This is a genomic window from Plantactinospora sp. B24E8 (assembly GCF_039871735.1).
Taxonomy (GTDB): domain Bacteria; phylum Actinomycetota; class Actinomycetes; order Mycobacteriales; family Micromonosporaceae; genus Plantactinospora.
The window spans coordinates 43,774-67,400 of the sequence record NZ_JBDPMH010000015.1 but is presented as its reverse complement, the minus strand read 5'-3'; the positions used below and the strand labels follow the sequence as shown (position 1 = coordinate 67,400).

Here is a 23,627-nt window from a genome sequence, read left to right as displayed (position 1 = left end):
CCGTCGCCCCGGCCGGTCGGTCAGCGGATCGTGGTCCCCCACATGTTCAACAGGTAGCGGCGCATGAAGGCGATGAACACCAGGGCCGGCACGACCAGCGCGAACCCGCCGGCGAACCGGAACGCCAGCGGTGAGTCGGCGAGCGTCGACAGCACCTGGGCCGGCAGGGTACGGCGGCCCAGGGTCAGCACCGCCGCGCCGAGCACCTCGTTCCAGGAGGTGACGAAGGTGAAGATGGCGGCGGCGGCGATCCCGGGCAGTGCCTGGGGGAGCACCACCCGGGCGAACGCCCTCGGCGCGGTGGCGCCGAAGACCATCGCCGCCTCCTCGTGCTCGACCGGTACCGCGACGAAGATCGCCGAGGTGATCAGCACCGTGGTCGGCAGCGCCAACGCGGTGTGCAACAGGGCCACCGCGTACGTGGTGTCGTACAGCCCGGTGGCCAGGAAGACCCGGGCCAGCGGAACGGAGAGCACGACGATCGGCAGAGCCCGGGTGAGCAGCAGGAACAACTGGTACGGCTGCCGTCCCCGGAAGGCGTACCGGGCCACCGCGTACCCGGCCGGCACCCCGAGGGCCAACGACAGGACGAGACTGAGCAGTCCCACCTCCACCGAGTTCTGGAAGCCGGCGAGCACCCCGGTGGTGTCCAGGAAGACCCGCATGGTCTCCACCGACGGGTCGGTCGGGACCAGCGGCAGCGGAAACGTGTTCAGCGACTGCCGGCTGGAGAACGCGGCCAGCGCGATCAGGTAGATCGGCAGCCCCATGAAGAGGGTCACCGCGACACAGGCGACGTGCACCACCACGGTCCGGCGCCGGGCGGACCGGGCGCGCCGTACCCGCGGAGCCGACGGCGGCCCGCCGCTCACCGCAGGCCCCCGGTGGTCGGGTCGCGCAGCACCCGCAGGTAGACAACCGCGGTGCCGATCGACATCAGCAGGATCACCAGTGCGATCGCCGCTGCCACTCCCTCGTTCTGCAGCGTCACGTACCACTGGTACGTCTCGCCGACCAGCAGCGGAAAGCTCCGACCGGTGAGCGCCTGGGCGACGGCGAAGGTCTGCAGCCCGAGAATGGTCCGCAGGATCAGCGCCACCTGCAGACTCGGCCGCAGCTGCGGCAGGATCACGTACCGGAGCCGCTGCCAGTACGTGGCGCCGAACACCGCCGCCGCCTCGTCGTAGTCCCGGGGCACGTTCTGCAGCCCGGCCACCACGATCACCAGCACCAGGGAGGTGGCCCGCCACAACTCGGCCAGGAGCACCGCGACGAACATGGTCGTCTGGTTGTCGTAGGACAGCCACGCGTACCCGTCGCCGAGCCCGAGCCGGGCCAGCAGCGAGTTGAGGTAGCCCCGGTCGGCGAAGATGGCCAGCCAGACCAGCCCGGCGGCGAGGTCGCTGATCGCCAGCGGCACGCACCAGACGTAGAAGTAGAACGACGACAGCCTCGGACGTTCCCGCAGCAGCAACGCCATGGCCAGGGCGAACCCGAACTGCAGCGGGATGAGGACGACGATCAGCAGTGCGGTGTTGCGGGTGGCGTCCCAGAAGTACGGGTCGTCGACCATCCGGCGCAGGTGGGCGAGGGTCGTGCCGTCCTGGTCGGTGAACGCCTGCGCCACCCCGACCACGATCGGCCAGAGGAAGAGCGCCGCCAGGAAGAGCACGGAGGGGGCGACCAGCAGCACCGGCGTCGGGATCCGGGAACGCCGTCGACGGCGGGTCGACCCGGGTACGGAAGGCGGAGCCGGCGCCTCCGGGACGTCGGTCACCGCACCCGGCACGACTGCCCCGCGGTGACCAAATCGGGGCGCCAGCACGGCACCTTGACCTCGTCCAGGATCCGGTTCAGTTCCCGGGCCTGCCGGTCCAGCACCTGCTGCACCGGGCGGCGGTCCAGGCAGATCTCCTTGAAGCAGTTCTTGAAAATCTGCGACACCTCGCCGTCCCGGGCGCCGAGCCCGACCGGCGGCAGCGCCAGCACGGCGCCCTCGGCCTCCTGCTGGCGGCGTACCGCCTCGGCCTCCAAGGCGATCGCCGGCGGCAGGTCGGCCGGCAGGGTGGTGTCGACGACCGGGAAGAAGGCGTTACGGCGCAGCACCTCGAGCTGCACCTCCGGGGTGGTGAGCGTCTCGATCACCTGACGGGCCCGGTCCGCCTCGGGCGCGCCCTTCGGAATCGCCAGCCCGGCGACGACGAGCAGGTAGCCGAGTCCCTTCGGGCCGCGGGGCGCCGGTGCCATCACCCAGTCGTCCGGCCGGTCGGCCGGGGCGGCGACGAGCCGGGCGACGTGGTCCCAGGCGATCAGCACCTCACCGCGCTGCAGCGGCTCCTGCATGTTGTCGAAGTTGGTCGACGCCGGGGCTGTCTCGGCCCAGAGCGCCGTCATGTACCGCCAGGCCTCGACCGCCTCGGGGCTACGGAACGTGGTCATCTGGCCGCCGGTGAAGCTCGGCAGCAGGTAGCCCTGGAAGAACCGGTGGTAGAGGCCCTTCGGGCCGCACGGCAGGCCGAGCACCGGTCGGCCGCCGTTGCCCCGCCGGGCGTCGGTGACCCAGGTCAGGAACTGGTCGTAGGTCAGGTTCTGCACGTCGGCGCCGCTCGGCAGCCACTCCAGGGCCCGCTTGTGCACCGCGAGCACGTACGACGCCTGCATCCACGGCAGGTAGGCGGTGGCCCCGCCGCCGAGTCGGCCCAGTTCGGCGATCTCCGGCGGGAACCGCCGGTCGGCGAGCCTGCTGGCCAGGTCGTCCAGGTTGACCAGTCGGTCGGCGTGCGGGGCGAGGTCGCCGTGCAGTCCACCGGCGAGGCTGACCTGGACCCGGTTCGCCGTCACCTGCGAGGTGATGGTGGAGGCGAAGACGTTCGGCTCCACCGGGTTGTACGCGACGCCGCCGCCGGTGACCCGCTCCCGGAGGATCTGTTCGAAGCGCTGGCGTTCCTCGACCGGGGTGAACTGGGTGGAGATGAAGGTGATCGCGCCCTCGGCGTCCGAGCCGGTGGTCGAGGCGCCGCCGCAGGCGGTCAGCAGCGGGGCGGCCCCGGCGGCCAGACCCAGGCCGAGTAGTCGACGTCGGTCGAGAGTGAACTCCCTGGTGGCCGACCCTTCGCGTGGTGCCATCGTGCCTCCCCGTGGTGGTGGCGGCCGGCCCGGTGAGCTGCTGCGGCACCGGGGCCGGCTCGAGCGGAGTGTCACAAGTGCACATATTCGCAAGCATCGTGTCAAGTCGAGTGCCCCGGTCAGCTCCGCCGTCCACCACGCCGCCCGGCCCGTTGTCTTCCCGCGTCCTCCCCCTCCGCCGTCCCGACTCGCCCGTGGTCAGTCGTCGGCCCGGTCCGCCGCCTCGGCCAGCCGACGGGCGAGTGATCCGATCCGGGCCCGCCACCCGGTGAGGGCCGCCGCCCGGTCGGCGACCGCCTCCGCCGGGCCGGTCTGGGTGAGGAGCAGGCGGGCCCCGTGTCCGGTGCCGGGAGTCAGTTCCCACCGGACCCGGCCCTCCGGCCGGTCTGTCGCCGGCCACGCGTACTCCAGCAGGGTGGGGGCGTCCAACGCGGTGATCACCCCGGTCGGGAACTCCGCCGTGGTGAATCCGGGCGGGGGCGGAGCGCCGAGGGCGATCGCGCGGCCGCCGTCGGCGGTGGTCAGAACGGCCCAGACCCGGTCCGCCGGCTGGGTCAGTTGCCGGGCGAAACGTACCCGCCAACCCTCCGAGACAGCCTCGGCAACCCCCTCGTCCAGCCCGAACGCCTCGGCGTACGACTCGTGTAGCAGCCCCGAGGGGCGGCCGGCCGGGCCGGTGGGCCGGCCGTCGGCGAGCCGCTCCAGTTCGTCCAGGCAGGTCCGCCAGCCGGCGGCGTAACTCGCGGCGGCGGGTCGGTCGTCGAAGGTGTGGCTGAACACGAGTAGGCAACCGGAGGCGTCCGGGAGCAGTTCGATCCGGAACAGTTCGGTGTCCCAGCTGAAGGCGAAGAGCCGGGGCGGCTCGTACGCGGTGACCGACCCCACCGACTCGGCCGCAGGATCCTTCCCGAAGCCGAAGGCGATCCGACCGCCCGGTCGCGGCTCCAGCCGTACCTCGGCGGGGAACCACCGACGCAGATGCTCCGGCTCGGTCACCGCCGCCCAGACCTTTGCCGGAGGGTGTGCCAGCCGTCGTTCGATGCGGAGCACCTGCCGTCCGTCCGTGGTCTCCAACCGCTCGTTCACTGTTCCTCCTCCGGCCCGGAGTGCCCGGCCTGGTCTATGGTCTCCGGCATGGTGTCGAGGTGTCGTTCGAGGGCGTCGAGTCGACCCGCCCACATCCACCGGTACGGCGCCAGCCAGGCGTCGAGCTCGGCGAGCGGCTCGGGGCAGAGCTCGTACCAGCGGCGCTGGGCGTCGGGGCGGACCCGGACGAGTCCCGCGTCGCGGAGCACCCGCAGGTGTTTCGAGGTGCCGGGCTGGGTGATACCGAGCTGTTCGGTCAGTTCGGTGACCGACCGTGGGCGCTCCCGGAGCAGGTCCAGGATCCGGCGGCGGATCGGCTCGGCGATGACCTCGAACGGTGTGGGCACGACCCCGAACATACCTAGCCGGTAATATTCCTGCAAGGTCATATACGCGGTGTCGAGCTCCGGTGTGCTCCGTGCGGATCCGGGTAAGGAGAAGCGGCCGTCGGGAGCGGAGGCTCGGGAGGAGGTGCGGGCGATGGTGTCGTCGGATCTGGAAAGCGGCACCGTCCTGCGGACCGTCGCGGACGCCGAGGGGTACGTCGCCCGGATCTGTTTCAAGACCGGACCACCCACTCTGACCGGCGTCGAACTCGAGTGGACCCTGCACGACGCCGCCGAACCGACCCGCCCGGTCACCCCGGACCGGCTCCGGGCCGCGCTCGGCCCGCACGCCCCGACCACCCTCGCGCCGGACGCTCCGGCGGCCCCACTACCCGGCTCCGGCACCGTCAGCGTCGAGCCCGGCGGTCAGGTGGAGATCTCCACCGCCCCCCGTCGGTCGCTCCGCGACCTGCACGACCACACCTCCGCCGACATCCGGCACCTCACCGGGCTGCTTGCCGCCGCCGGCCTGGTCCTCGGCCGGACCGGGATCGACCCCTACCGGCCCCCGACCCCGGTCGTCGACACCCCCCGCTACCGGGCCATGCGGTGCGCCTTCGACCGGCTCGGCGCGGCCGGCCGGACGATGATGTACAGCACCGCCGGGCTGCAGGTCTGCCTCGATGCTGGCACCGCCGACCAGGTGGTCGACCGGTGGGTCGTGGCGCACGCGGTCGGGCCGCCGTTGCTCGCGACCTTCGCCACGGCCCGCCGGCACCAGCGTCGGGAGACCGGCTGGGCGTCCGCCCGGATGGCCGCATGGCTCTGCATCGACCCGGCCCGGACCCGCCCGGTCTGGTCGCCGGCCGCGGCCCCGGGCGACCCGGCCGCCGCGTGGGCCCGGTACGCCCTGGCCGCGCCGCTGCTCTGTGTCCGCCGGGACGGCGACGACTGGACCGCGCCGTCCGGAGTCAGTTTCCGGGACTGGCTGGTCGGCGCGCTGCCCCGGCCACCGACCACCGCCGACCTGGACTACCACCTGAGCACGCTCTTCCCGCCGGTACGCCCGCGCGGCTACCTCGAACTGCGGTATCTCGACACCCAACCGGACGGCGAGTGGATCGCACCGGTCGCGCTGCTCACCGCACTGCTCGAGGACGACCGGACCCGCGACGCCGCCCGGGCCCTGGCCGAGTCGACCGCCGACCGGTGGACCGAGGCGGCCCGGCGCGGGTTGCGTGACCCGGCGCTGGCCCGGGTCGCCGACGAGGTGCTCGACCTGGGACTGCGGGCGTTGGACCGGACCGGTCTGCCGGTGCCGGTGCGGACGGAGATCGAGGCGATCGTGGCGCGCCGGCTGGCCGCCGGGCGGGAGGAACGAGGATGAGTCACACCGAGGAGCGCACCGGCGTCGCGGAACTGACCGGCTCGGGCGAACGGCTGCGCGGACGGATCCACGCGGAACTGACCCGGGCCCGGCGGCGCAGCCAACTGCTCACCGACGCGGTCGACGAGCACGACCTGGTACGCCAACACTCGCCGATCATGTCGCCGCTGGTCTGGGACCTGGCCCACGTCGGCAACCAGGAGGAACTGTGGCTGGTCCGGGACGTCGGCGGCCGGGACCCGGTCCGCGGCGACATCGACGACCTGTACGACGCCTTCAAACACCCCCGCCGGGAGCGTCCGGCGCTGCCGCTGCTCGGACCGGTCGAGGCCCGCTCCTACGTGGCGACCGTCCGGGACAAGGTCCTCGACCTGCTGGCCGGGGTCCGGTTCGGGGACCGTCGGCTGCTCGCCGACGGGTTCGCGTTCGGCATGATCGCCCAACACGAGCAGCAGCACGACGAGACGATGCTCGCCACCCACCAGCTGCGGGTCGGACCGCCGGTGCTGACCGCGCCGCCGCCACCACGGGCGACGGTGCCGGTCGCCGGTGAGGTGCTGGTCCCGGCCGGCGCGTTCCTGATGGGCACCTCGACCGACCCGTGGGCCCTGGACAACGAACGTCCGGCACACCGGGTGGAACTGCCCGCGTACGTCATCGACGCGGCGCCGGTGACCAACGCGGCGTACCTCGCGTTCGTCGCCGACGGCGGGTACGCCGACCCGCGCTGGTGGAGCGAGGCCGGATGGCGGCACCGGTGCGAGGCCGGACTGGTCGCGCCGATGCACTGGCGGCGCGACGGTACGGACTGGGGCTGCCAGCGGTTCGGCCGGTTCTCGCCGCTGATCCCGGACGAGCCGGTGGTGCACGTCAGTTACCACGAGGCCGAGGCGTACGCGGCCTGGGCGGGGAAGCGGCTGCCGACCGAGGCCGAGTGGGAGAAGGCGGCCCGGTGGGACCCGGACACCGGCCGGTCCCGCCGCTATCCCTGGGGCGACGAGGAGCCGACGGCGGAGCACGCGAACCTCGGACAGCGACACCTGGCGCCGGCGCCGGTCGGGGCGTACCCGGCCGGGGCGTCGCCGCTCGGTGTGCACCAGTTGATCGGGGACGTCTGGGAGTGGACGTCCACCCCGTTCCACGGCTACCCGGGCTTCGCGGCGTTCCCGTACCGGGAGTACTCGGAGGTCTTCTTCGGCGAGACGTACCAGGTGCTCCGGGGTGGCTCGTTCGGCACCGACCCGGTGGCCTGCCGGGGCACCTTCCGCAACTGGGACCTGCCGGTCCGCCGGCAGATCTTCAGCGGTTTCCGGTGCGCCCGGGACGCTACCGGCGAGGAGGCGTACGCCGACGACCTGGGCCGGACCCGCTGAATGTGCCGGCACCTCGGCTATCTCGGGCCGCCGGTCCCGTTGGCCGCGCTGCTGTTCGACCCGCCGTACTCGCTGGCCCGGCAGTCGTGGGCGCCGCGCGACATGCGCGGTGGCGGCACGGTCAACGCCGACGGCTTCGGGGTCGGCTGGTACGGCAGCGACCCGGTGCCGCTGCGCTACCGCCGGGACCGTCCGATCTGGTCCGATCCGGCGCTGCCGGCGTTGGCCGCGGCGACCGTCTCCGGCGCGGTGCTGGCGGCGGTCCGGTCGGCCACCGTCGGGATGCCGGTGACCGAGACCGCCGCCGCGCCGTTCGCCGACCACGCCTGGCTGTTCAGCCTGAACGGGGTGGTCGCCGGCTGGCCGGACTCGGTGACCGGGCTGGCCGGCCGGCTGCCGGTCCGGGACCTGCTCCTGCTCGACGCCCCGACCGACGCCGCCCTGGTGTGGGCACTGCTGCGGCACCGGCTGCGGGCCGGGGCGCCGCCGGCCGACGCGGTCACCGAGACGGTCGGCGAGCTGGCCGCCGCCGCGCCCGGCTCCCGGCTCAACCTGCTGCTCACCGACGGACGCCAGGTGGTGGCCAGCGCGGCCGGCCACGCGCTGTCGGTACGCGCCGGCGGGGGATCGGTGCTGGTCTGCTCCGAACCGTTGGACGACGACCCGGGCTGGCGGCCGGTCCCGGACGGCCACCTGGTGCTGGCCACCGCCGACCGGTGCGAGATCCGACCACAGGACTGGTTGATCGAGAGGGGAAGAGGTTGACCGCCGAACCGCTGGAAATCCATCTGACCGACGAGGACCTCGACCGGGCGCTGCGGGCCGACGTCCGGGCCGGGCTGACCGCGGTACCGAAGTGGCTGCCGCCGAAGTGGTTCTACGACGCCCGGGGCAGCGAACTGTTCGAGCGGATCACCCGACTGCCGGAGTACTACCCGACCCGGACCGAACGCGCGGTGCTGGCCGAGCACGCCGGGCAGATCGCCGGGACCACCTCGGTCAAGACGCTGATCGAACTCGGTTCGGGCTCCTCGGAGAAGACCCGGCTGCTGCTCGACGCGCTGACCGCCGGGGGTGACCTCGGCACCTTCGTTCCGTTGGACGTCTCGGTCAGCGCCCTGCGCCAGTCGACCGCGCGGATCGCCGCCGACTATCCGGGACTGCGGGTCCGGGGCATCGTCGGCGACTTCACCCGGCATCTGGACCGGCTGCCGACCGGCGGCCGGCGGCTGGTGGCCTTCCTCGGCGGCACGATCGGCAACCTGCCGCCGGGCGAACGGGCGACGTTCCTGCGGTCCATGCGGGCGGCCCTGGAACCGGGCGACTGGCTGCTGCTCGGCACCGACCTGGTCAAGGACCCCGGGGTGCTCGTACCGGCGTACGACGACGCCGCCGGGGTGACCGCCGAGTTCAACCGGAACGTGCTGCGGGTGCTCAACCGCGAACTGGACGCCGACTTCGACCCGCAGGCGTTCGCCCATGTCGCGATCTGGGACCCGGACCAGCGGTGGATCGAGATGCGGCTGCGGGCCCGCTCCGCGCAGCGGGTCCGGATCCGGGACCTCGACCTCGACGTCGACTTCGCCGAGGGCGAGGAACTGCGGACCGAGATCTCGGCGAAGTTCCGCCCCGAGGACGTGGACACCGAAGTGACCGCCGCCGGCCTCGCGACCCGGGACCGGTGGACCGACCGGAACGGGTGGTTCGCGCTCTCCCTGGCCCAGGCGGTGTGACGAGGCGGCGCGCCCGCGGTGACCCGGCCCACCGCCGCGCCGGATCCCGGTCGGGGTCCGGTAGGCTGTCCGGCAGCGAAGGGGAGTAGCTCCCAACGTCGTGGTCGACACACTGGCGCGTACTGCGCGCCCGGCCACGCGGCCTCACTCCGGTGGGGCGGGCGAGACCTTCGACTCAGGCAGTGATGCCGGGTCGAGGTCGCCGTACCCCTGTCCCGGCACGACCGGGAAAGGGAGTCATGGAAGATTTCAGCGCCGCTCTGGCGATCAGTTTCGGGGTCATCTTCGTCGCCGAACTCGGCGACAAGTCCCAGTTGATGGCCCTCACCTTCGCCACCCGTTTCAAGGCGCTCCCCGTACTGATCGGCATCACCGTGGCGACCTCGGTGGTGCACCTGGCCTCGGTGGCGCTCGGGGTGGGGCTCGGCGCGGCCCTGCCCACCGACTGGATCGCGCTCCTCGCCGGGCTGGCCTTCCTCGGCTTCGCGGCCTGGACGTTGCGCGGTGACAAGCTCACCGAGGAGGAACGCCGCAAGGCGAACCGGACCACCCGGTCCGCGATCATCGCCGTCGGGGTCGCGTTCTTCCTCGCCGAACTCGGGGACAAGACCATGCTCGCCACGGTCACCCTGGCCACCCAGCACGGCTGGTTCGGCACCTGGCTCGGGTCCACCGTCGGCATGGTCGCCGCCGACGCGTTGGCCATCGCGGTCGGCCGGATCCTCGGCCGCCGTCTTCCGGAGCGGGCCATCCGGTACGGCGCGAGCGTGCTCTTCGCGATCTGTGGGCTCTGGCTGCTGCTGGACGCCGTCCGACAGCTCACCTGAGCTGTCGGCGGGCCGCTTCGGGGTCCCGGCACACCCGGTGGCACTCCCACCGGGTGTGTGTCGCCCGCCGACCGGGTACGCCGTACGGTCCGGGACGGACGTTTCGCCCGTTGCCGGCCAGAACGGAGGACTACCGCGATGACCAGGCACGATGAGCCCAACGAGTACGGCTTCGCCGGTGATGCGACGGCACCCCAACCGGAGCCGCCGCACGAGCGGGACGAGGTGAAGGAGGAGGCCGAGGAGGCCGCGGTGCCGGGCTCGGACCTGTCCCGTGAGTTCCGCGAGGCGCTCGCAGACTCCGCACTCGATGACGACGACGAGGAGCCCGGTCAGGGTCGTCCGGGACGCTGACCCTGCACCATGATCCGGCCGGTACGCGCTCCCGTCGGGCGACCGGCCGGATCATCGCATCTCACCGGAGCTCGCGTCCGGCCGTGACCAGGCATCGGAGACCGTGATCCGCTCATTGCCTCCCGTTACTTGTTGGTGCCGGTTGGGCCGAGTGTGGCTACTGAGGGCGTTCAATCATCTACATTCGGTAGGAAACGTCGAGCGACAAGTGTGAACTTTTCATACTGTCGCATTTTTTCGGAGCACTAGAGGTCTTTGGCACCCCACAACCGGTTGGTGCTGAGACGGGAGGCCTGGCCTGATGGAGCTGCACAACTACCTGCGCGCGCTGCGCCAACGCTGGTGGGTGGTACTCGCGACGGTGATGGTCGCGCTCGGGGTCGCCGGATTCCTGACGGTGCGCGCCACTCCGCAGTACGCCTCCTCGGTGACCTTCTTCGTCACCTCACCCGGCCAGGGGATGAGCGACGCGTACCAGGGTGGGCTCTTCCTCCAGCAGCGGGTGAAGTCGTACGTCGACCTGCTGACCAGCGACCGGCTGGCGCAGACCATCGCGGCGGAGGAGCGGGTCGGGTTGACCGCCGACGAGGTCCGGTCGCGGGTCACCGCGCGGGTCGAGGCGGACACCGTGCTGCTCTCCGCGACGGTCGTCGACAGCGACCAGGCCAGGGCGCTGCGGTTGACCGAGGCGTTGGCGGCGCACTTCGTGAAACTCGTGCAGACCATCGAGACCCCGCCCGGAGCCAAGGACGCGCCGATCAAGATCGAGGTGGTCGGCGGCCCCCAGGCCGGTACCGAACCGGTCTCCCCGCGTCCGATGCGCAACCTGGTCCTGGCCGGCCTCCTGGGGCTGGTCCTCGGGGCCGGCCTCGCGGTGTTGCGCGGGCTGACCGACACCACCGTCCGGGACGGCGAGGCCCTCCAGGAGGCGACCTCGGTACCGCTGCTCGGCAGCATCCCGTACGACGGACACGCCCGGTCGAACCCGCTGATCGTCGGTGCCGCGGCCCAGACGGCCCGGGCCGAGGCGATGCGCAAACTGCGGACGAACCTCCGGTTCGTCGACGCCCAGGAGCCGGCCCGGGTCATCGCGGTCACCAGTGCGGTCCAGGCCGAGGGGAAGTCCACGCTGGCCTGCAACCTGGCGATCACCCTGGCCGAGGCGGGCTGGCAGGTCCTGCTGGTCGACGCCGACCTGCGCCGTCCCCGGGTGGCGGGTTACCTCGGCATCCCCTCCGGCGCCGGCCTCACCGACGTCCTGATCGGCGAGGTCGCGGTGGAGGACGTGCTGCAGCCCTGGGGCGACCGGTCCCTGCTCGTCCTGCCCGGCGGATCCGTCCCGCCGAACCCGAGTGAACTGCTCGGCTCCAAGGCGATGGCGGACCTGCTGCTGTCGCTGCGGGAACTGACCGACATCGTCATCATCGACACACCGCCGCTGCTCGCCTTCACCGACGGGGTGGTGGTCGCGGTACAGGCCGACGGGGCGCTGTTGGTCTCCCGGGGCGGCAAGACCCCACGGGCGCAGAGCGCCGCCGCCGCGCGGGCGCTGCACTCCGTCTCCGCCCGGGTCCTCGGCTGCGTACTGAACATGTCGAAGGAGAACAAGATCGACGTGGAGCAGTACCGCGCGTACCGGCGTGGGGCACCGACGGAGAACCTGCTCGGGACGCGGGACGCCGCCCGGGACGCGGCCAGGAACGGCTCCGATTCCGCCCGGATCCCCCCGAACGGCACCGGCTTCGGACTGCCGGTGGACACCGAAGAGCTCAGTCGGGTGTCGCGATGAGGCGCGGCACCGGCTGCGGAGGTGAGCGGGGGATGAGTGATGAGGATCGGAGTCATCTCGTACTGGTATCCGCCCGAGCCGGCGTTCGTACCCGGGTGCCTGGCCGAGGAGTTGGCCGCGCGGGGGCACGAGGTCCGGGTCCTGACCGGTTTTCCGAACCATCCGACCGGGCAGGTCTATCCCGGGTACCGGCAACGGTGGCGGCACCAGGCCGAGGACGGCGGGGTCACCGTCCGTCGGGTGCCGAGCTACGTCAGCCATGACGGTACGGCCGCCCGGCGGGTGGCCCGACAGGTGACGTACGCGATGAGCAGCGCGCTCACCGCACCCGGTTATCTGGCCGGGGTGGACGCGGTGTACGTGCACTTCCCGCCGGCCGGTGCCTACGCGGCGGCCGCCCTGCTCCGGCTGCTGCGGCGGATTCCGACCGTGCTGCACGTCCAGGACGTCTGGCCGGAGGCGGTCGGCGCCGGTTCCCCGGACGGCCGGGCCGGAGCCGGCGGGATGATGTCCGGGCTGCTCGGCCGGACGATGCGGGCCATCTACCGGTCCGCCGCCGGCATCGCGGTGATCGCGCCGTCGATGCGGGACGTGGTCATCGAGCGGGGCGCCGACCCGGACCGGGTGCGGGTGGTCCTCAACTGGACCGACGAGCGGCTGTTCCGACCTGTGGGGCCGACCCCGTCGGCCCGGCGGGCGATCGGCCACCGGGGGCGTACCACGATCATGCACGCCGGGACGATCGGGCCGTTCCAGCGGGTGGACACCGCGGTCCGGGCGGCGGCCGCGCTGGACGGTCGGCTCGACGTGGACCTGGTGCTGGTCGGCTCCGGTCCGGAGGAGCGGCAGAGCCGGCGGCTCGCCGAGGAACTCGGCGCCGGCAACGTCCGCTTCCTCGGCTGGCGTCCGCCGACGGAGATGGCGGAACTGTACGCCGCCGCCGAATACCAGCTGGTGCTGTTGCGCGATCTGCCGGCGTTGCACGGTGCCGTGCCGTCGAAGCTGCAGGCGGCGCTCTCGGCCGGTGCGCCGGTGGTGGCCTCCGCCGGTGGTGACACGGCGGACCTGGTCGAACGGGCCCGGGCTGGCCTCTCCTGCCCGCCCGAGGACTGGCAGGCGCTCGCCGACCGCTTCGCGTTGGCGGCGATGATCCCGAGCGCGGCGCGGGAGGAGATGGCCCGGCGGGCCCGGGACAGTTACCTGGCCCGGATGTCCCTGCGGACCGGCGTCGACCAGATGGAACAGCTGCTCGCCGAGGCGGCGGCGAGTCGGGGCCGCCGGTAGGTCCGCAGCCGGGGCCGACGGCCCCGGCTGCGTAGCGCACCACGGCGGGCGGTGGTGACCGCGTGGCCGCTGCGCGTGCGGCGTCGCCCCGACCTGAAACCCGGGTCGGGGCGACGTCATGTTCATTTCATCCCGATCGCGAGTTTTATTCAAGAAGCGACGAATGCGAGCGGTAAATCGTTAGAAGTACCAGTAGTGGACTCATCAGGGTGCTATAGAGATATGGGACAGTAATGGTGATGTGTCCGATTTCGTCTTGGGCAGAGGAGAGCGGTGGTGGCAGTGGGAGACCTCTCCCCGGGCCGGCGGAGCAGACGCCGCCGGAAGGGCCGGCCGAACCTGCGCCGGCTCCTGCTCACCACCCTGGTGGTCAGCTGCCTGCTCGCGCTCTCGGTCGGCTGGGTGGGGCTGCGGGGCTGGCAGGCGCGGGGACACCTGGAGAACGCGGCCGACCTCGCCCAGGAGCTGAGCCGGCAGGTGCTGGACGGAGAGACGGTCCAGGCACGCCGTACCCTCGCCGCCCTGCAACAGCAGACCGCCGCCGCCCGGTCGCGTACCGACGACCTGGGCTGGCGGGCGGCCGCCCACACGCCGTACGGCGGCCAGACCCTGGTCGCGGTCCGCGGCCTGGCAGAGGGTATCGACGAGCTGGCCCGACGGGCCTTCCCGCCGCTGGTGGAACTCGACTTCGAGGTGCTGCTGCCCCGGACCGGCCGGATCGACCTCGCCGCGCTCCGCGCCGTCCTGCCCACGGTCGCCCAGGTCGACACCGCCGTGCAGGAGGTCCGGGAACGCCTGTCGGAGCTGCCGGCCGACGGGCTGTCCGCCCCGGTCGCGGACGCGGTCCGGCAGACCCGGGCGGAACTGGACCGGCTGGTCGGCTTCACCGGCGCGGTACGCCGCAGTGGTGCCCTGCTGCCGGCACTGCTCGGCGGCACCGGGCCCCGGACCTACCTGATGGTCTTCCAGAACCTGGCAGAACCACGATCGACCGGTGGGATCTTCGGCGCCTACGCGGTCCTGCGGGCCAGCGGCGGCGAGGTGAAGATCCTCAAACAGGGGCCCACCAGTCACCTGGAGATGTTCGAACGCCCGGTACTGCAACTCTCCCGGGAGCAACGGGCCCTCTACACCGACCTGCTCGGGATCTACCCTGCCGACGTCAACCTGACCCCGCACTTTCCCACCGCGGCCAAGCTCTACCGGGAGATGTACCGGCGCAGCGTCGGCGGCACCGTCGACGGTGTGGTCGCCACCGACCCGGTCGCGCTCTCCTACCTGCTCCGCGCCATCGGACCGGTACCGGTCTCCGGGCACCCGACCCTGACCGCCGGCACCGCGGTCCGCAGCCTGCTCTCCGACGCCTACCGGCGCCTCGACCAACCGATCCACCAGGACGGTTACTTCGCCGCCTCGGCCCGGGCCGTCTTCGACGCGCTGTTGACGCGGCCGGTCAACCCCCGGGCGGTGGCGCAGGCGGTCGGCGACGCCGCCGCCGAACGTCGGATCCTGTTCTGGAGCGCCCGGCCGGAGGAGCAGAAGGAGATCGTCGCCAGTCGACTGGCCGGGGTGCTGCCCGACCGGGAGACGGTGAACAACGTCGGGGTGTTCCTCAACGACGGGGGCGGCTCCAAGCTCGGCTACTACCTGAAGCGCGGCGCCGAGCTGACCGTCGGCGACTGCCGCCCCGACGGCCGGCGGGAACTGCACCTGCGGCTCACCCTGCAGTCGACCGCGCCCTCGTCCGGCCTCAGTAGTTCGGTACGCGGCCTGGCGCTGGCCGGTGACCCGTACACCGCCCGGCTAGTGATCTACGTCTTCAGCCCGCTCCGCGGCTCACCGTTGACGGCGCGGCTGGACGGCAGACCGGAACCGATGGGGGGTGGCATCGAGCGTGGCCGGAGGGTCGCCGTACTCGGTGTCGACATCGGCGCCGGACGTACCCGCGTACTGGAGATCAGCCTGCTGACCCAGGCGAACGCCAGCGGCGCGGCCGAGTTGTGGCTCACCCCCGGCACGACGCCATGGACCACCCACGTCAGTCCCGCACCCGCGTGCGGCCAGTAGGTCCACACGCATCCACCACGTCATGCGATCCCAGATGACGGCAAGAGATCAGTAGAGAGAGGATCCACCATGCGGCTATCCCGCATCATCGGCTCGGCCGTGGCGACGCTCGCCACGGTGGGCGCGTTCGCCATCGCGGGGGCGCCCGCACAGGCCCAACCGCTACCACAACCGCCCTACCCGCCACAGGCGCCGGCGCTGACCGTCAGCGACTCGACGGTCGAGGCGGGCGAGGCCTTCACCGTGTTCGGCTCGGGATTCGGCGGTAACGAGCAGGTCCGGCTCGACTTCGCCACCTCGCCGCTCGCCCTGCCCGCACCCGGTGCCCAGCCGGCCGGCGCGGGCTCGGGTGGCGTCGGCGCGATGGACCCGCTCGTCCGCCAGGCGGCCCAGACCGTGTACACCGACCCGACCCGCATCACGGTCCGGGCCAACGCCACCGGCGAGTTCTCGGTCCGGGTCAGGTTCACCCGCCAGCTCACCGTGGTGATCACCGCCACCGGGCTGACCACCGGCCGGGTGGACACCACCACCGTCACCATCGTCACCGCGCAGCCGGGGCTGCCGGTGACCGGTAGCGAGACCGGTTCCCAGATCACCCTGGGTGCGACCCTGCTGATCGCCGGTGCGCTGCTCGTCCTGATCGCCGTCGCGTGGCGGCGCAAGGGCCGGCGTACCGGCGGCCGGTCCCGGCAACTGACCTCGGTCGGCTGACCCCGGTGACCGGGTCGGGCAGCACGCCGACCCGGTCACCGCGACCGGCGCCCGCCCGGCGCGGCACTCGGCCGGCGGGCGCCGGTCCGTGCGGGCACACCCGGCAGGCGCCACCGTGAACGGTCGGGCGGTTCCGGTCCCCGCCCGACCGTCAACGGTCACCCGCCGGTCGCCTGCCGGCTGCTCCGTCCGTCCACTCCCCGTTCCGGGCCACCGGTCGCCTCCCGCCCGCGCGGACAGTCCGCGTCGAGCCGGTGCACCAGGTGCTGGAAGTCGGGGCAGTCGAGGAAGTCCTCCGTCGGACAGGCCAGGGCGTGGTCGAGCAGGTCGCGCGAGGCGGTGGCCCGGACGATCTGGCGGTCCAGTTCGTCCCGGTGGTGCCGCAGCACGGCGCGTCGAGCGGTGGCGTCCTCGGTGGTGAACATGACCCTGAGCCGATCCAACCCGATCCCCACCTGCCGGGCGTGCACGATGATCGCGACCCGGGTCAACTGGGCGGGGCCGTACCGCCGCCGGCCGTTGACCCGGCGGTCCGGTTGCAGCAACCCGACCGCCTCCCAGTGCCGCAGGACGTGGGTGGCGAGTCCGAAGTGGCCGGCGAGCTCCCCGATGCTCATCTCGGCGCCGACCGGCTCGTGCCGTGGGCTTGACTTCATGTTGACATTAACATGCACAGTTGAGCCATGGTCAAGCGAGACAACGCCCGCGCGGCGTGGAACCGGCGGGCCGCGAGCTACGACAGCCGGGGCGACCGGGCGGAACGCCTGGCGATCGGGAACAGCCGGGAGTGGATCTGCGCCCGCGCCCGGGGGCGGACCCTCGAGGTCGCGATCGGCACCGGACGCAACATCGAACGCTATGACGACACGGTCGAGTTGGTCGGCGTCGACCTCAGCCCCGGAATGCTCGCGGTGGCCCGACGCCGCGCCGCGGACCTGGGCCGGCCGGTGGAACTGCGCGAGGCGGAGGCGGAGCGGCTGCCGTTCCCGGACGTCAGCTTCGACACCGTCGTCTGCACGATGGCGGTCTGCGCGGTGGCCGACCGGGCGGCGGCGATCGCCGAGATGTACCGGGTACTCCGGCCGGGGGGAACGCTTCTCCTCGTCGACCACGCGGAACGGCGCTGGCTCCGGGGGAGGCCCGCCGACCTGGCCGTACGCCAGGGATTCGTACCCCAGACCCGGGAACGGCTCCGGCTCGGCCTGATCGAGCGGCTGGCCGCCCGTCGGCCCGGCTGACCCGAGGGCTCGCTCCGGCCGGCCCGGGGGCTGGGTCCGGCCGACCGGGGGCGGGCCAACACGCCGGTGGCGACTCAGCCGGGCAGCGCCGCCCGCACCGCCGGTACCACCTCCTCGGCGAAGATCCGGGACTGCCGTTCCCGGTCGCCGCCGGGCCAGAAGACGAAGGTGTTCATCCGGTGCTCGAGGTGCAGCGTGGTCAACGTCTCCACCCACCGTCGTACCGGACCGTGGAAGGTGTCCCGGTCCTCGGCGGTGACCAGCCCCATCACGTTGTACAGCCGGACGAGCCGGTCGGGGTCCCGGCCGGCGGCCCGGGCTGCCTCGTCGATGAGCGGATGGAGTTCCGTCAGCCGGTCCGGCGGAACGTACGGGGCGGAGACCGACCAGCCGTCCGCCTTCGCCCCCACCAGCCGTACCGCCCGGGGCCCGACCACACCGAGCCAGATCCCGATCCCGTGTGCCGGTCGGGGACCCGGCTGGACGCCCGCCAGCGCGTAGTGTCGGCCCTGGTGGGCGAAGGGCTCGCCGGCCCAGCTCGCCCGGATGATGTCGATCGCCTCGGACAGCGCCGCCCGGCCCTCACCGGGGGTGCGGCGGGGCCCGCCCATCCCGGCGATGGCGTCGACGAAGCCGCCGGCGCCCAACCCCAGCTCGAACCGGCCCCCACTGACCACGTCGAGGCTGGCGGCCTGCTTGGCCAGCATCGCCGGCGGGCGCAGCGGCAGGTTGGCCACGTTCGGGAAGAGCCGGACCCGACGGGTCCGGCTGGCCAGCCAGGTCAGCACCGTGAACGTGTCGAGGAATCCGGAGTTGTACGGGTGGTCCTGCACGCCGACGTACTCGAGACCGTTGTCGTCGGCGATCCTCGCGATCCGTTCGGCGATGGCCAGGCCACCGACGTTCGGGTCCGCGTTCAGGCCGAACCGCACCGCGTGATCCATGCTCACCAGTCTGGCACCGGACGCGCCCGCTCGGCGCCTCCGGCACGTGGTGCCCGCGTACCCTCGGACGGGTGAGCAGCACCGAACCCATGCCCGGGCAGACCGTCCCGCCCGCGGCGACCGCCGTGGCCGAGCCGACCAACGTCCTGCTGCCGGGCCACGACGTACCGCTCGGGCGGTACACCACCGTGCGTCGGCTACTCCCGCACCGCTCGCGCCGGACCATCGGGGCCTGGTGCTTCGTCGACCACTTCGGCCCGGACGACGTCGCCAACCGGCCCGGCATGGGTATCGGCCCGCACCCGCACACCGGACTGCAGACCGTCACCTGGCTGGTGCACGGGGAGATCCGACACCTGGACAGCCTCGGCAGCGACCAGCTGATCCGGCCGGGCCAGCTCAACGTGATGACCTCGGGGCGCGGCATCGCCCACGCCGAGTACTCCCCACCCGACCATCCGCCCACCCTGCACGGACTGCAGCTCTGGGTGGCGCTGCCGGACGGCGCCCGGTCCGGACCGCCCGGGTTCGCCCACCACGCCGACCTGCCGGTGCTCGACGACGGGGACGTCTCGGTCACCGTGCTGGTCGGTGAGCTCGGCGGAGCCCGGTCGGGGGCGGTGGTGCACACGCCGTTGCTCGGTGCCCAGCTCTGGCTGCCGCACGGCGGCACCGCCCGGACCCCGTTGCAGGGTGACTTCGAGCACGGGGTGCTGGTGATGTCGGGTACGGCCGAGGTCGCCGGCGTCCCGCTCGCCCCCGGCTCGCTGCTCTGTCTCGGAACCGGTCGCCGGGAACTCGAGATCCGCGCGGACGGCCCGGCCCGGCTGATGCTGCTGGGCGGGGAGCCCTTCGACGAGCCGCTGGTGATGTGGTGGAACTTCGTCGGCCGTTCGCACGAGGAGATCCTCGAGGCCCGGACGGAGTGGATGGCCGGTGGTTCCCGGTTCGGCAAGGTACACGGGGACGACAGCGCCCCGTTGCCGGCCCCGACGATGCCGACCACCCGGCTCAAGAGCCGGGACCGGCACGGTCGCACGGTCGGGTGACGCCGCCCGCCGTCCACCCACCGGCTCCGTGCTGCTTTGCCGTGCGCCGTGATGGGTAGTCGCCGGCATGGCAACCACTGTGACCACGAGCGTCGAGGAACGCAGACGGCTGGCCCGTCGGCTGGCGGGCCGGGGCCGGGGCTTCGCCGAGGAGTACGGCATCCGGGTCACCAACAACCCGGCAAGCCTCTTCCAGGTGCTCTGCCTGGCGATCCTGCTCCGCCGTACCGGCGACGTCCGGCGCGCCGTCGCACCGGCGCTGGCCCTGTACGGCCGCGGATGGGAGAGCCCGGCCCGGATGCTCCGTTCCCGGCCCGAGGCGCGGGCCGCCGTACTGCGGGAACACGGTCGCGCTACGGACGCGGACCGGGTCGCCGGCACGCTGGGGGACCTGGCCGGCGTCCTGGTCGCCCGTTACCAGGGTGACCTGCGTCGACTCCGCGTCGCGGCCGGGTACCGGCCCGACCGGGAACGGGCCCTGCTCGGCGAGTTGCCCGGGGTCGACGGCGAGGTGACCGACCTGTTCCTGCGCGAGGTCCAGGCGCTGTGGCGGGAGACCGCACCGGTCGCCGACCGGCGGGCTCTCGCCGCCGCCCGGCGGCTCGGCCTGGGCCGGTCGGCGGCCGACCTGGCGAGCCTCGCCGGGGGCGGTGAGTCGGAGCGGCTGGCCTGGCTGGTCGGCGCGTTGGCCAGGATCGACCTGGAGGACACATACGACAAAATCCCTTGTTAGGGGAGAAAGTGCCGTGGGTTCCCCCACAGTTTCCGGAAATTTGGCCGGACGGCCGATGGTGACTCGTAGGATGAGGCGACGGTGATCGCTCATCCGGTTCGGGGAGCGGCCGTTGCCCGGTGACCGCGTCCGGTTCGGACGTGTCGACGCCGGGGCACTGTCGGACGTGGTGCCCTGCCCGCGCCGCCGCGCGGAGGCGGGCGGGGCGCCTCGTCCGGTGCCGTCCCGCGGTGCGACGCCCGCCGGTCCGACCCCCGTGGACCCGACCGACACCGGTCAGTGCGCGAGTCCGGCGAGCAGGTTGATGGTCGCAGCGATGATCACCGCTCCGAACAGGTACGACACCAGGGCGTGCGCGAGCACCGTGGCACGTACCGGACGTGACGTCAGATCGGTGTCCGCCACCTGGAAGGTCATCCCGACGGTGAACGAGAGGTACGCGAAGTCCGCGAACGTCGGCGGTTCCGTCTGGTGGAAGTTTACCCCGCCGTCCTCCCCGGTGTAGTACAGCCGGGCGTACCGGGCGGTGAAGACCGTGTGCACCACGGTCCAGGAGAGCAGCACACTGACGATGCCGACTCCGATGTTCAGGTCCCGGTCCACTCCGCGCACCGACTGGTCGGTGGCGAGCAGGATGCCGATGGCGAGCAGGCTGGCCAGGCCGGCGGTGATCAGCACGACGTCGCGGACCGGTCGGCTCGGGTCCTCCCGGACGGCCAGTTCGGCGGTCTCCTGCCAGGTCCGTCGCGACAGTAGCAGCCAGGCCCAGACCAGGTAGGTGACGGCTGCGGCGTCCCAGCCGATCAGCGGACCCATCACCGGGGAGTGCAGCAGCGTCAGGGGAAGCCCGACGAGAAGCCCGACGACGGTGATGACGGCCACCTGCGTCGAGGCTCGAGGCGGCTGGCGGCGGCTGCGCCCCATGCGTACGCCGGGTCAGATCTGACGCATGTGCCGTGCGACCCGCTGGTGCGTACGGTTGCGGGTCTTCGCGGCCAACTCGGCGGGGGACGCGTCCGGGGCCAGGTCGGTGGCGGCCGAACGGGCCACCTCCTCGGTGTTCCGGTAGTCCACCGGTGGCATCGCCCGCAACGCCTGCAGCACCTCCCGGGGCGCGCCCGCGCGCTCGGCCTCCCGGACGATGTCCTCCTTCGGGGCCGGGAAGTCCATCGACTGCAGGTACCGCAGTACGTCCGCGTTGGTCACCATGGGATTCCGCTCCTCGCCGGTCGTCTCCGCTCCACCGGGCGGCCGGATACCCGTAACCGCGCCGGTCACGCCTGCCGACCGGGGTATGTCGGTGGGCGGCGGCGGCGGGACCGTTATCCTGCCCGGATGCCCAGCCACCCCGTCCGGTACCGCTCAGACGACGAGGACAGTGCCCGCTGGCTCGGCTTCCCGCACCGGCCTGGTGACATCGTGATCAGTACCCGGTCCAAGAGCGGCACCACCTGGATGCAGATGATCTGCGCCCTGCTGGTGTTCCAGGAGCCGGAGCCGCCGGCACCGCTCGCGGAACTCTCGCCCTGGCTGGACTGGCTGATCGTCCCCCGGAACGAGGTCTTCGCCCGGCTCGCCGCGCAACCGCACCGTCGGTTCGTCAAGACCCACACCCCGCTGGACGGTCTCCCGCTGGACCCGACGGTCACGTACATCGTGGTCGCCCGGGACCCGCTCGACATGGCGGTCTCGCTGTACCACCAGAGCGGCAACCTCGACCGGGAGCGGATCCGGCAACTCACCGGAGCGCCGGCCCCGGCCACCCCACCGGGTGTCCGGCCACCGCTGCGGGAGTGGCTGCTGCGCTGGATCGACCGCGAGGTCGAACCGGCCGAGGCCCTCGACTCGCTGCCGGGCGTGCTCTGGCACCTCTCCGACGCCTGGGCGCGGCGCGACCAGCCCCACATCCTGCTCGTGCACTACGCGGACCTGGTCGCCGACCTCGACGGGCAGATGCGCCGGATCGCCGACCGGCTCGGTATCGGGGTGCCGGACCGGCGGTGGCCCCGGCTGGTCGAGGCGGCGACCTTCGACCGGATGCGGGCCCGCGCCGACCGACTCGCCCCCGATCCGGCCGGGGTCCTGAAGGACCGCGGGGCGTTCTTCCGACGCGGCGGGTCGGGCGCGGGCCGCGAACTGCTCAGTGCCGACGAACTCGCCCACTACCGGGCCCGGGTGGCCCGGCTGGGGCCACCCGAGCTGATCGCCTGGCTGCACGGCGAGCGGGGGCCGGGCGTCATCCGTTGACCCGTGCCGATCTCGGTGCGGGGCCCGGGGCGGTCCGGCGTGGGTCAGACCACCGTGTCGGCGTCCCGGACCCGGATCAGGCCACCGTGCCGGCGTCCCGGAGCCGGCGGATCCGCGTGGTGTCCAGCCCCAGCTCCGCGGCCAGCAGTTCGTCGGTGTGCTCACCGGGTTGCGGCGGAGGCCGGAGGATCGCCCCGGGGGTACGACTGAACCGCGGTGCCGGCGCCGGCTGTGCCGCACCGGCGTGCTCGACGAAGACCCGGCGGGCCGCCAGGTGCGGATGCTCCGGTGCCTCCCGCCAGTCCAGCACCGGCACCACACAGGCGTCGGTGTGCTCCAGCAGCGCGGCCCAGTCGTCCCGGCTCCGGGTCCGGAACAGCCGGGCCCAGGCCCGGCGCAGCGCCGGCCAGTTCGCCGGGTCGTCCCGGTCGAGCGCCTCGTCCGGCGGCAACGGAAACCCGGTGAGCCGGACCAGTTCGGCGTAGAACCGTGGTTCGACCGCGCCGACCGCCAGGTATGCGCCGTCGGCGCACTCGTAGGTGTCGTAGTACGGCGCACCGCCGTCGAACATGTTGACCCCACGGTCGTCCTGCCAGCGGCCCATCCCGCGCAGTGCGTGGATCATCGTGGACAGCAGTGAGACGCCGTCCACCATGGCCGCGTCCACCACCTGCCCGGCCCCGCCGCCACGTACCTCGTACAGTGCGCAGACCACACCGAGGGCCAGCAGCATCCCGCCGCCGCCGAAGTCGCCGACCAGGTTCATCGGCGGCACCGGTCGCTCGCCGGCGCGGCCGATCCCGTGCAACACGCCGGTCAGGGCCAGGTAGTTGATGTCGTGTCCGGCGTGCCCGGCGTTCGGGCCGTCCTGTCCCCAGCCGGTCATCCGCCCGTAGACCAGCCGGGGGTTGACCGCCAGACACTCCGTCGGCCCCAGGCCGAGCCGTTCGGTGACCCCCGGCCGGAAACCCTCGACGAGGACGTCGGCGGTACGGGTCAGCTCGAGCACCAGCCGCCGTCCGTCCGGTTTCCGCAGGTCGACCGCGAGTGAGCGGCGTCCCCGGTTGAGCAGGTCGGGATGGGGGGTGCCGAACCGTTCCGGGCGTACCTCGGTGACCCGGTCGATCCGGATCACGTCCGCGCCGAGGTCGGCCAGGACCATCGCGGCGAACGGAGCCGGTCCGATGCCGGCGAGTTCGATGACGCGGAGACCACGGAGCGGGCCGGTCGCGGGTGCCGGCCGGGTGTCGGTCATCGCCGAACGATAGGACACTCGGGCCGGAGTTGGCGGGTACGACAACCGGCAGGGCCTATCGTCGGCGGGGGAGTCACCAACCGTGGTCAACAGCG

24 protein-coding genes are annotated in these 23,627 nt (G+C 72.7%); 14 read left to right on the top strand and 10 right to left on the bottom strand.

The features are described from left to right. Positions 1 to 20 precede the first annotated feature (20 nt). From ABGB21_RS21605 to ABGB21_RS21585, 5 genes are all read right to left on the bottom strand, one after another. The gene (locus ABGB21_RS21605; RefSeq protein WP_347652474.1) at positions 21 to 872 is read right to left on the bottom strand and encodes a carbohydrate ABC transporter permease; all 852 of its coding nucleotides are present in this window, start codon (positions 870 to 872) and stop codon (positions 21 to 23) included. Continuing rightward, positions 869 to 1,777 (bottom strand): sugar ABC transporter permease, encoded by a 909-nt coding sequence (locus ABGB21_RS21600; RefSeq protein WP_347679231.1) that lies wholly within the window; start codon positions 1,775 to 1,777, stop codon positions 869 to 871. Before ABGB21_RS21600 ends, ABGB21_RS21605 begins: the two co-directional genes overlap by 4 nt. Then, the gene (locus ABGB21_RS21595; protein ID WP_347679229.1) at positions 1,774 to 3,126 is read right to left on the bottom strand and encodes an ABC transporter substrate-binding protein; all 1,353 of its coding nucleotides are present in this window, start codon (positions 3,124 to 3,126) and stop codon (positions 1,774 to 1,776) included. Before ABGB21_RS21595 ends, ABGB21_RS21600 begins: the two co-directional genes overlap by 4 nt. Positions 3,127 to 3,324: 198 nt before the next feature. Then, a complete protein-coding gene (locus ABGB21_RS21590) occupies positions 3,325 to 4,212 on the bottom strand; it encodes an SRPBCC family protein (protein WP_347652471.1) in 888 nt (295 codons plus the stop codon). Continuing rightward, complete coding sequence (locus ABGB21_RS21585) at positions 4,209 to 4,559, bottom strand: metalloregulator ArsR/SmtB family transcription factor (RefSeq protein WP_347652470.1); 351 nt, start codon at positions 4,557 to 4,559, stop codon at positions 4,209 to 4,211. Before ABGB21_RS21585 ends, ABGB21_RS21590 begins: the two co-directional genes overlap by 4 nt. 133 nt (positions 4,560 to 4,692) lie before the next feature. Between ABGB21_RS21585 and egtA the strand changes: the two genes are divergently transcribed. The 10 genes from egtA to ABGB21_RS21535 all read left to right on the top strand — a co-directional run bounded on the left by egtA (position 4,693) and on the right by ABGB21_RS21535 (position 16,066). Continuing rightward, positions 4,693 to 5,925, top strand: coding sequence for an ergothioneine biosynthesis glutamate--cysteine ligase EgtA (egtA, locus tag ABGB21_RS21580; RefSeq protein ID WP_347679227.1), 1,233 nt, complete (start codon positions 4,693 to 4,695; stop codon positions 5,923 to 5,925). Beyond that, on the top strand, positions 5,922 to 7,298 hold the full coding sequence (gene egtB, locus ABGB21_RS21575) for an ergothioneine biosynthesis protein EgtB (RefSeq protein WP_347652468.1): 1,377 nt from the start codon (positions 5,922 to 5,924) through the stop codon (positions 7,296 to 7,298). Before egtA ends, egtB begins: the two co-directional genes overlap by 4 nt. Beyond that, positions 7,299 to 8,063, top strand: coding sequence for an ergothioneine biosynthesis protein EgtC (egtC, locus tag ABGB21_RS21570; RefSeq protein WP_347652467.1), 765 nt, complete (start codon positions 7,299 to 7,301; stop codon positions 8,061 to 8,063). Then, positions 8,060 to 9,031, top strand: coding sequence for an L-histidine N(alpha)-methyltransferase (gene egtD / locus ABGB21_RS21565; protein ID WP_347652466.1), 972 nt, complete (start codon positions 8,060 to 8,062; stop codon positions 9,029 to 9,031). Before egtC ends, egtD begins: the two co-directional genes overlap by 4 nt. A gap of 239 nt (positions 9,032 to 9,270) precedes the next feature. Further along, positions 9,271 to 9,858: a TMEM165/GDT1 family protein gene (locus tag ABGB21_RS21560; protein ID WP_347652465.1), complete on the top strand. Its 588-nt coding sequence runs from the start codon at positions 9,271 to 9,273 to the stop codon at positions 9,856 to 9,858. 138 nt (positions 9,859 to 9,996) lie between these two features. Then, positions 9,997 to 10,212 (top strand): hypothetical protein, encoded by a 216-nt coding sequence (locus ABGB21_RS21555; protein WP_347652464.1) that lies wholly within the window; start codon positions 9,997 to 9,999, stop codon positions 10,210 to 10,212. 301 nt (positions 10,213 to 10,513) lie between these two features. Further along, positions 10,514 to 12,001: a polysaccharide biosynthesis tyrosine autokinase gene (locus ABGB21_RS21550; protein WP_347679225.1), complete on the top strand. Its 1,488-nt coding sequence runs from the start codon at positions 10,514 to 10,516 to the stop codon at positions 11,999 to 12,001. 39 nt (positions 12,002 to 12,040) lie between these two features. Next, on the top strand, positions 12,041 to 13,285 hold the full coding sequence (locus ABGB21_RS21545; RefSeq protein ID WP_347679223.1) for a glycosyltransferase family 4 protein: 1,245 nt from the start codon (positions 12,041 to 12,043) through the stop codon (positions 13,283 to 13,285). Between the two features lie 276 nt (positions 13,286 to 13,561). Next, a complete protein-coding gene (locus tag ABGB21_RS21540; protein ID WP_347679221.1) occupies positions 13,562 to 15,352 on the top strand; it encodes a DUF4012 domain-containing protein in 1,791 nt (596 codons plus the stop codon). 69 nt (positions 15,353 to 15,421) lie between these two features. After that, positions 15,422 to 16,066, top strand: a complete 645-nt coding sequence (locus ABGB21_RS21535) for a hypothetical protein (RefSeq protein WP_347679219.1) — start codon at positions 15,422 to 15,424, stop codon at positions 16,064 to 16,066. A 158-nt stretch (positions 16,067 to 16,224) separates the two neighbouring features. Here the strand turns inward: ABGB21_RS21535 and ABGB21_RS21530 are convergent, their stop codons facing one another. Continuing rightward, positions 16,225 to 16,722 carry a MerR family transcriptional regulator gene (locus ABGB21_RS21530; RefSeq protein ID WP_347657273.1) on the bottom strand — a complete coding sequence of 166 codons (498 nt, stop codon included), beginning with the start codon at positions 16,720 to 16,722 and terminating at the stop codon, positions 16,225 to 16,227. A 27-nt stretch (positions 16,723 to 16,749) separates the two neighbouring features. Here ABGB21_RS21530 and ABGB21_RS21525 point away from each other — a divergent pair, with 27 nt between their 5' ends. Continuing rightward, a complete protein-coding gene (locus ABGB21_RS21525; RefSeq protein ID WP_347657274.1) occupies positions 16,750 to 17,304 on the top strand; it encodes a class I SAM-dependent methyltransferase in 555 nt (184 codons plus the stop codon). Between the two features lie 74 nt (positions 17,305 to 17,378). On the opposite strand, the gene ABGB21_RS21520 is transcribed toward ABGB21_RS21525, so the two are convergent. Continuing rightward, the gene (locus ABGB21_RS21520; RefSeq protein ID WP_347679217.1) at positions 17,379 to 18,248 is read right to left on the bottom strand and encodes an LLM class flavin-dependent oxidoreductase; all 870 of its coding nucleotides are present in this window, start codon (positions 18,246 to 18,248) and stop codon (positions 17,379 to 17,381) included. Between the two features lie 71 nt (positions 18,249 to 18,319). Between ABGB21_RS21520 and ABGB21_RS21515 the strand changes: the two genes are divergently transcribed. Both ABGB21_RS21515 and ABGB21_RS21510 read left to right on the top strand, forming a co-directional pair. After that, complete coding sequence (locus ABGB21_RS21515) at positions 18,320 to 19,297, top strand: pirin family protein (RefSeq protein ID WP_347657276.1); 978 nt, start codon at positions 18,320 to 18,322, stop codon at positions 19,295 to 19,297. A 67-nt stretch (positions 19,298 to 19,364) separates the two neighbouring features. After that, positions 19,365 to 20,030 (top strand): hypothetical protein, encoded by a 666-nt coding sequence (locus ABGB21_RS21510; protein WP_347657277.1) that lies wholly within the window; start codon positions 19,365 to 19,367, stop codon positions 20,028 to 20,030. Between the two features lie 276 nt (positions 20,031 to 20,306). Here ABGB21_RS21510 and ABGB21_RS21505 read toward each other — a convergent pair whose 3' ends face one another. After that, complete coding sequence (locus tag ABGB21_RS21505) at positions 20,307 to 20,912, bottom strand: DUF1345 domain-containing protein (protein WP_347657278.1); 606 nt, start codon at positions 20,910 to 20,912, stop codon at positions 20,307 to 20,309. A 54-nt stretch (positions 20,913 to 20,966) separates the two neighbouring features. After that, on the bottom strand, positions 20,967 to 21,239 hold the full coding sequence (locus tag ABGB21_RS21500) for a DUF2795 domain-containing protein (RefSeq protein WP_347657279.1): 273 nt from the start codon (positions 21,237 to 21,239) through the stop codon (positions 20,967 to 20,969). 126 nt (positions 21,240 to 21,365) lie between these two features. Between ABGB21_RS21500 and ABGB21_RS21495 the strand changes: the two genes are divergently transcribed. Beyond that, positions 21,366 to 22,277 carry a sulfotransferase domain-containing protein gene (locus tag ABGB21_RS21495; protein ID WP_347657280.1) on the top strand — a complete coding sequence of 304 codons (912 nt, stop codon included), beginning with the start codon at positions 21,366 to 21,368 and terminating at the stop codon, positions 22,275 to 22,277. Positions 22,278 to 22,353: 76 nt separating this feature from the next. Here ABGB21_RS21495 and ABGB21_RS21490 read toward each other — a convergent pair whose 3' ends face one another. After that, positions 22,354 to 23,532, bottom strand: a complete 1,179-nt coding sequence (locus ABGB21_RS21490) for a CaiB/BaiF CoA-transferase family protein (RefSeq protein ID WP_347657281.1) — start codon at positions 23,530 to 23,532, stop codon at positions 22,354 to 22,356. Positions 23,533 to 23,627 lie beyond the last annotated feature (95 nt).

What these genes read in the sequence shown, in the direction of transcription:
- ABGB21_RS21510 (WP_347657277.1), top strand. Translation starts at nt 19,365, where the DNA reads ATGGCAACCACTGTGACCACGAGCGTCGAGGAACGCAGACGGCTGGCC.
- ABGB21_RS21525 (WP_347657274.1), top strand. Translation starts at nt 16,750, where the DNA reads ATGGTCAAGCGAGACAACGCCCGCGCGGCGTGGAACCGGCGGGCCGCG.
- ABGB21_RS21500 (WP_347657279.1), bottom strand. Translation starts at nt 21,239, where the DNA reads ATGGTGACCAACGCGGACGTACTGCGGTACCTGCAGTCGATGGACTTC.
- egtC (WP_347652467.1), top strand. Translation starts at nt 7,299, where the DNA reads ATGTGCCGGCACCTCGGCTATCTCGGGCCGCCGGTCCCGTTGGCCGCG.
- ABGB21_RS21530 (WP_347657273.1), bottom strand. Translation starts at nt 16,722, where the DNA reads ATGAAGTCAAGCCCACGGCACGAGCCGGTCGGCGCCGAGATGAGCATC.
- ABGB21_RS21595 (WP_347679229.1), bottom strand. Translation starts at nt 3,126, where the DNA reads ATGGCACCACGCGAAGGGTCGGCCACCAGGGAGTTCACTCTCGACCGA.
- ABGB21_RS21495 (WP_347657280.1), top strand. Translation starts at nt 21,366, where the DNA reads ATGCCCAGCCACCCCGTCCGGTACCGCTCAGACGACGAGGACAGTGCC.
- ABGB21_RS21550 (WP_347679225.1), top strand. Translation starts at nt 10,514, where the DNA reads ATGGAGCTGCACAACTACCTGCGCGCGCTGCGCCAACGCTGGTGGGTG.
- ABGB21_RS21520 (WP_347679217.1), bottom strand. Translation starts at nt 18,248, where the DNA reads ATGGATCACGCGGTGCGGTTCGGCCTGAACGCGGACCCGAACGTCGGT.
- ABGB21_RS21560 (WP_347652465.1), top strand. Translation starts at nt 9,271, where the DNA reads ATGGAAGATTTCAGCGCCGCTCTGGCGATCAGTTTCGGGGTCATCTTC.
- ABGB21_RS21545 (WP_347679223.1), top strand. Translation starts at nt 12,041, where the DNA reads ATGAGGATCGGAGTCATCTCGTACTGGTATCCGCCCGAGCCGGCGTTC.
- egtA (WP_347679227.1), top strand. Translation starts at nt 4,693, where the DNA reads ATGGTGTCGTCGGATCTGGAAAGCGGCACCGTCCTGCGGACCGTCGCG.
- ABGB21_RS21490 (WP_347657281.1), bottom strand. Translation starts at nt 23,532, where the DNA reads ATGACCGACACCCGGCCGGCACCCGCGACCGGCCCGCTCCGTGGTCTC.
- ABGB21_RS21535 (WP_347679219.1), top strand. Translation starts at nt 15,422, where the DNA reads ATGCGGCTATCCCGCATCATCGGCTCGGCCGTGGCGACGCTCGCCACG.
- egtB (WP_347652468.1), top strand. Translation starts at nt 5,922, where the DNA reads ATGAGTCACACCGAGGAGCGCACCGGCGTCGCGGAACTGACCGGCTCG.
- ABGB21_RS21555 (WP_347652464.1), top strand. Translation starts at nt 9,997, where the DNA reads ATGACCAGGCACGATGAGCCCAACGAGTACGGCTTCGCCGGTGATGCG.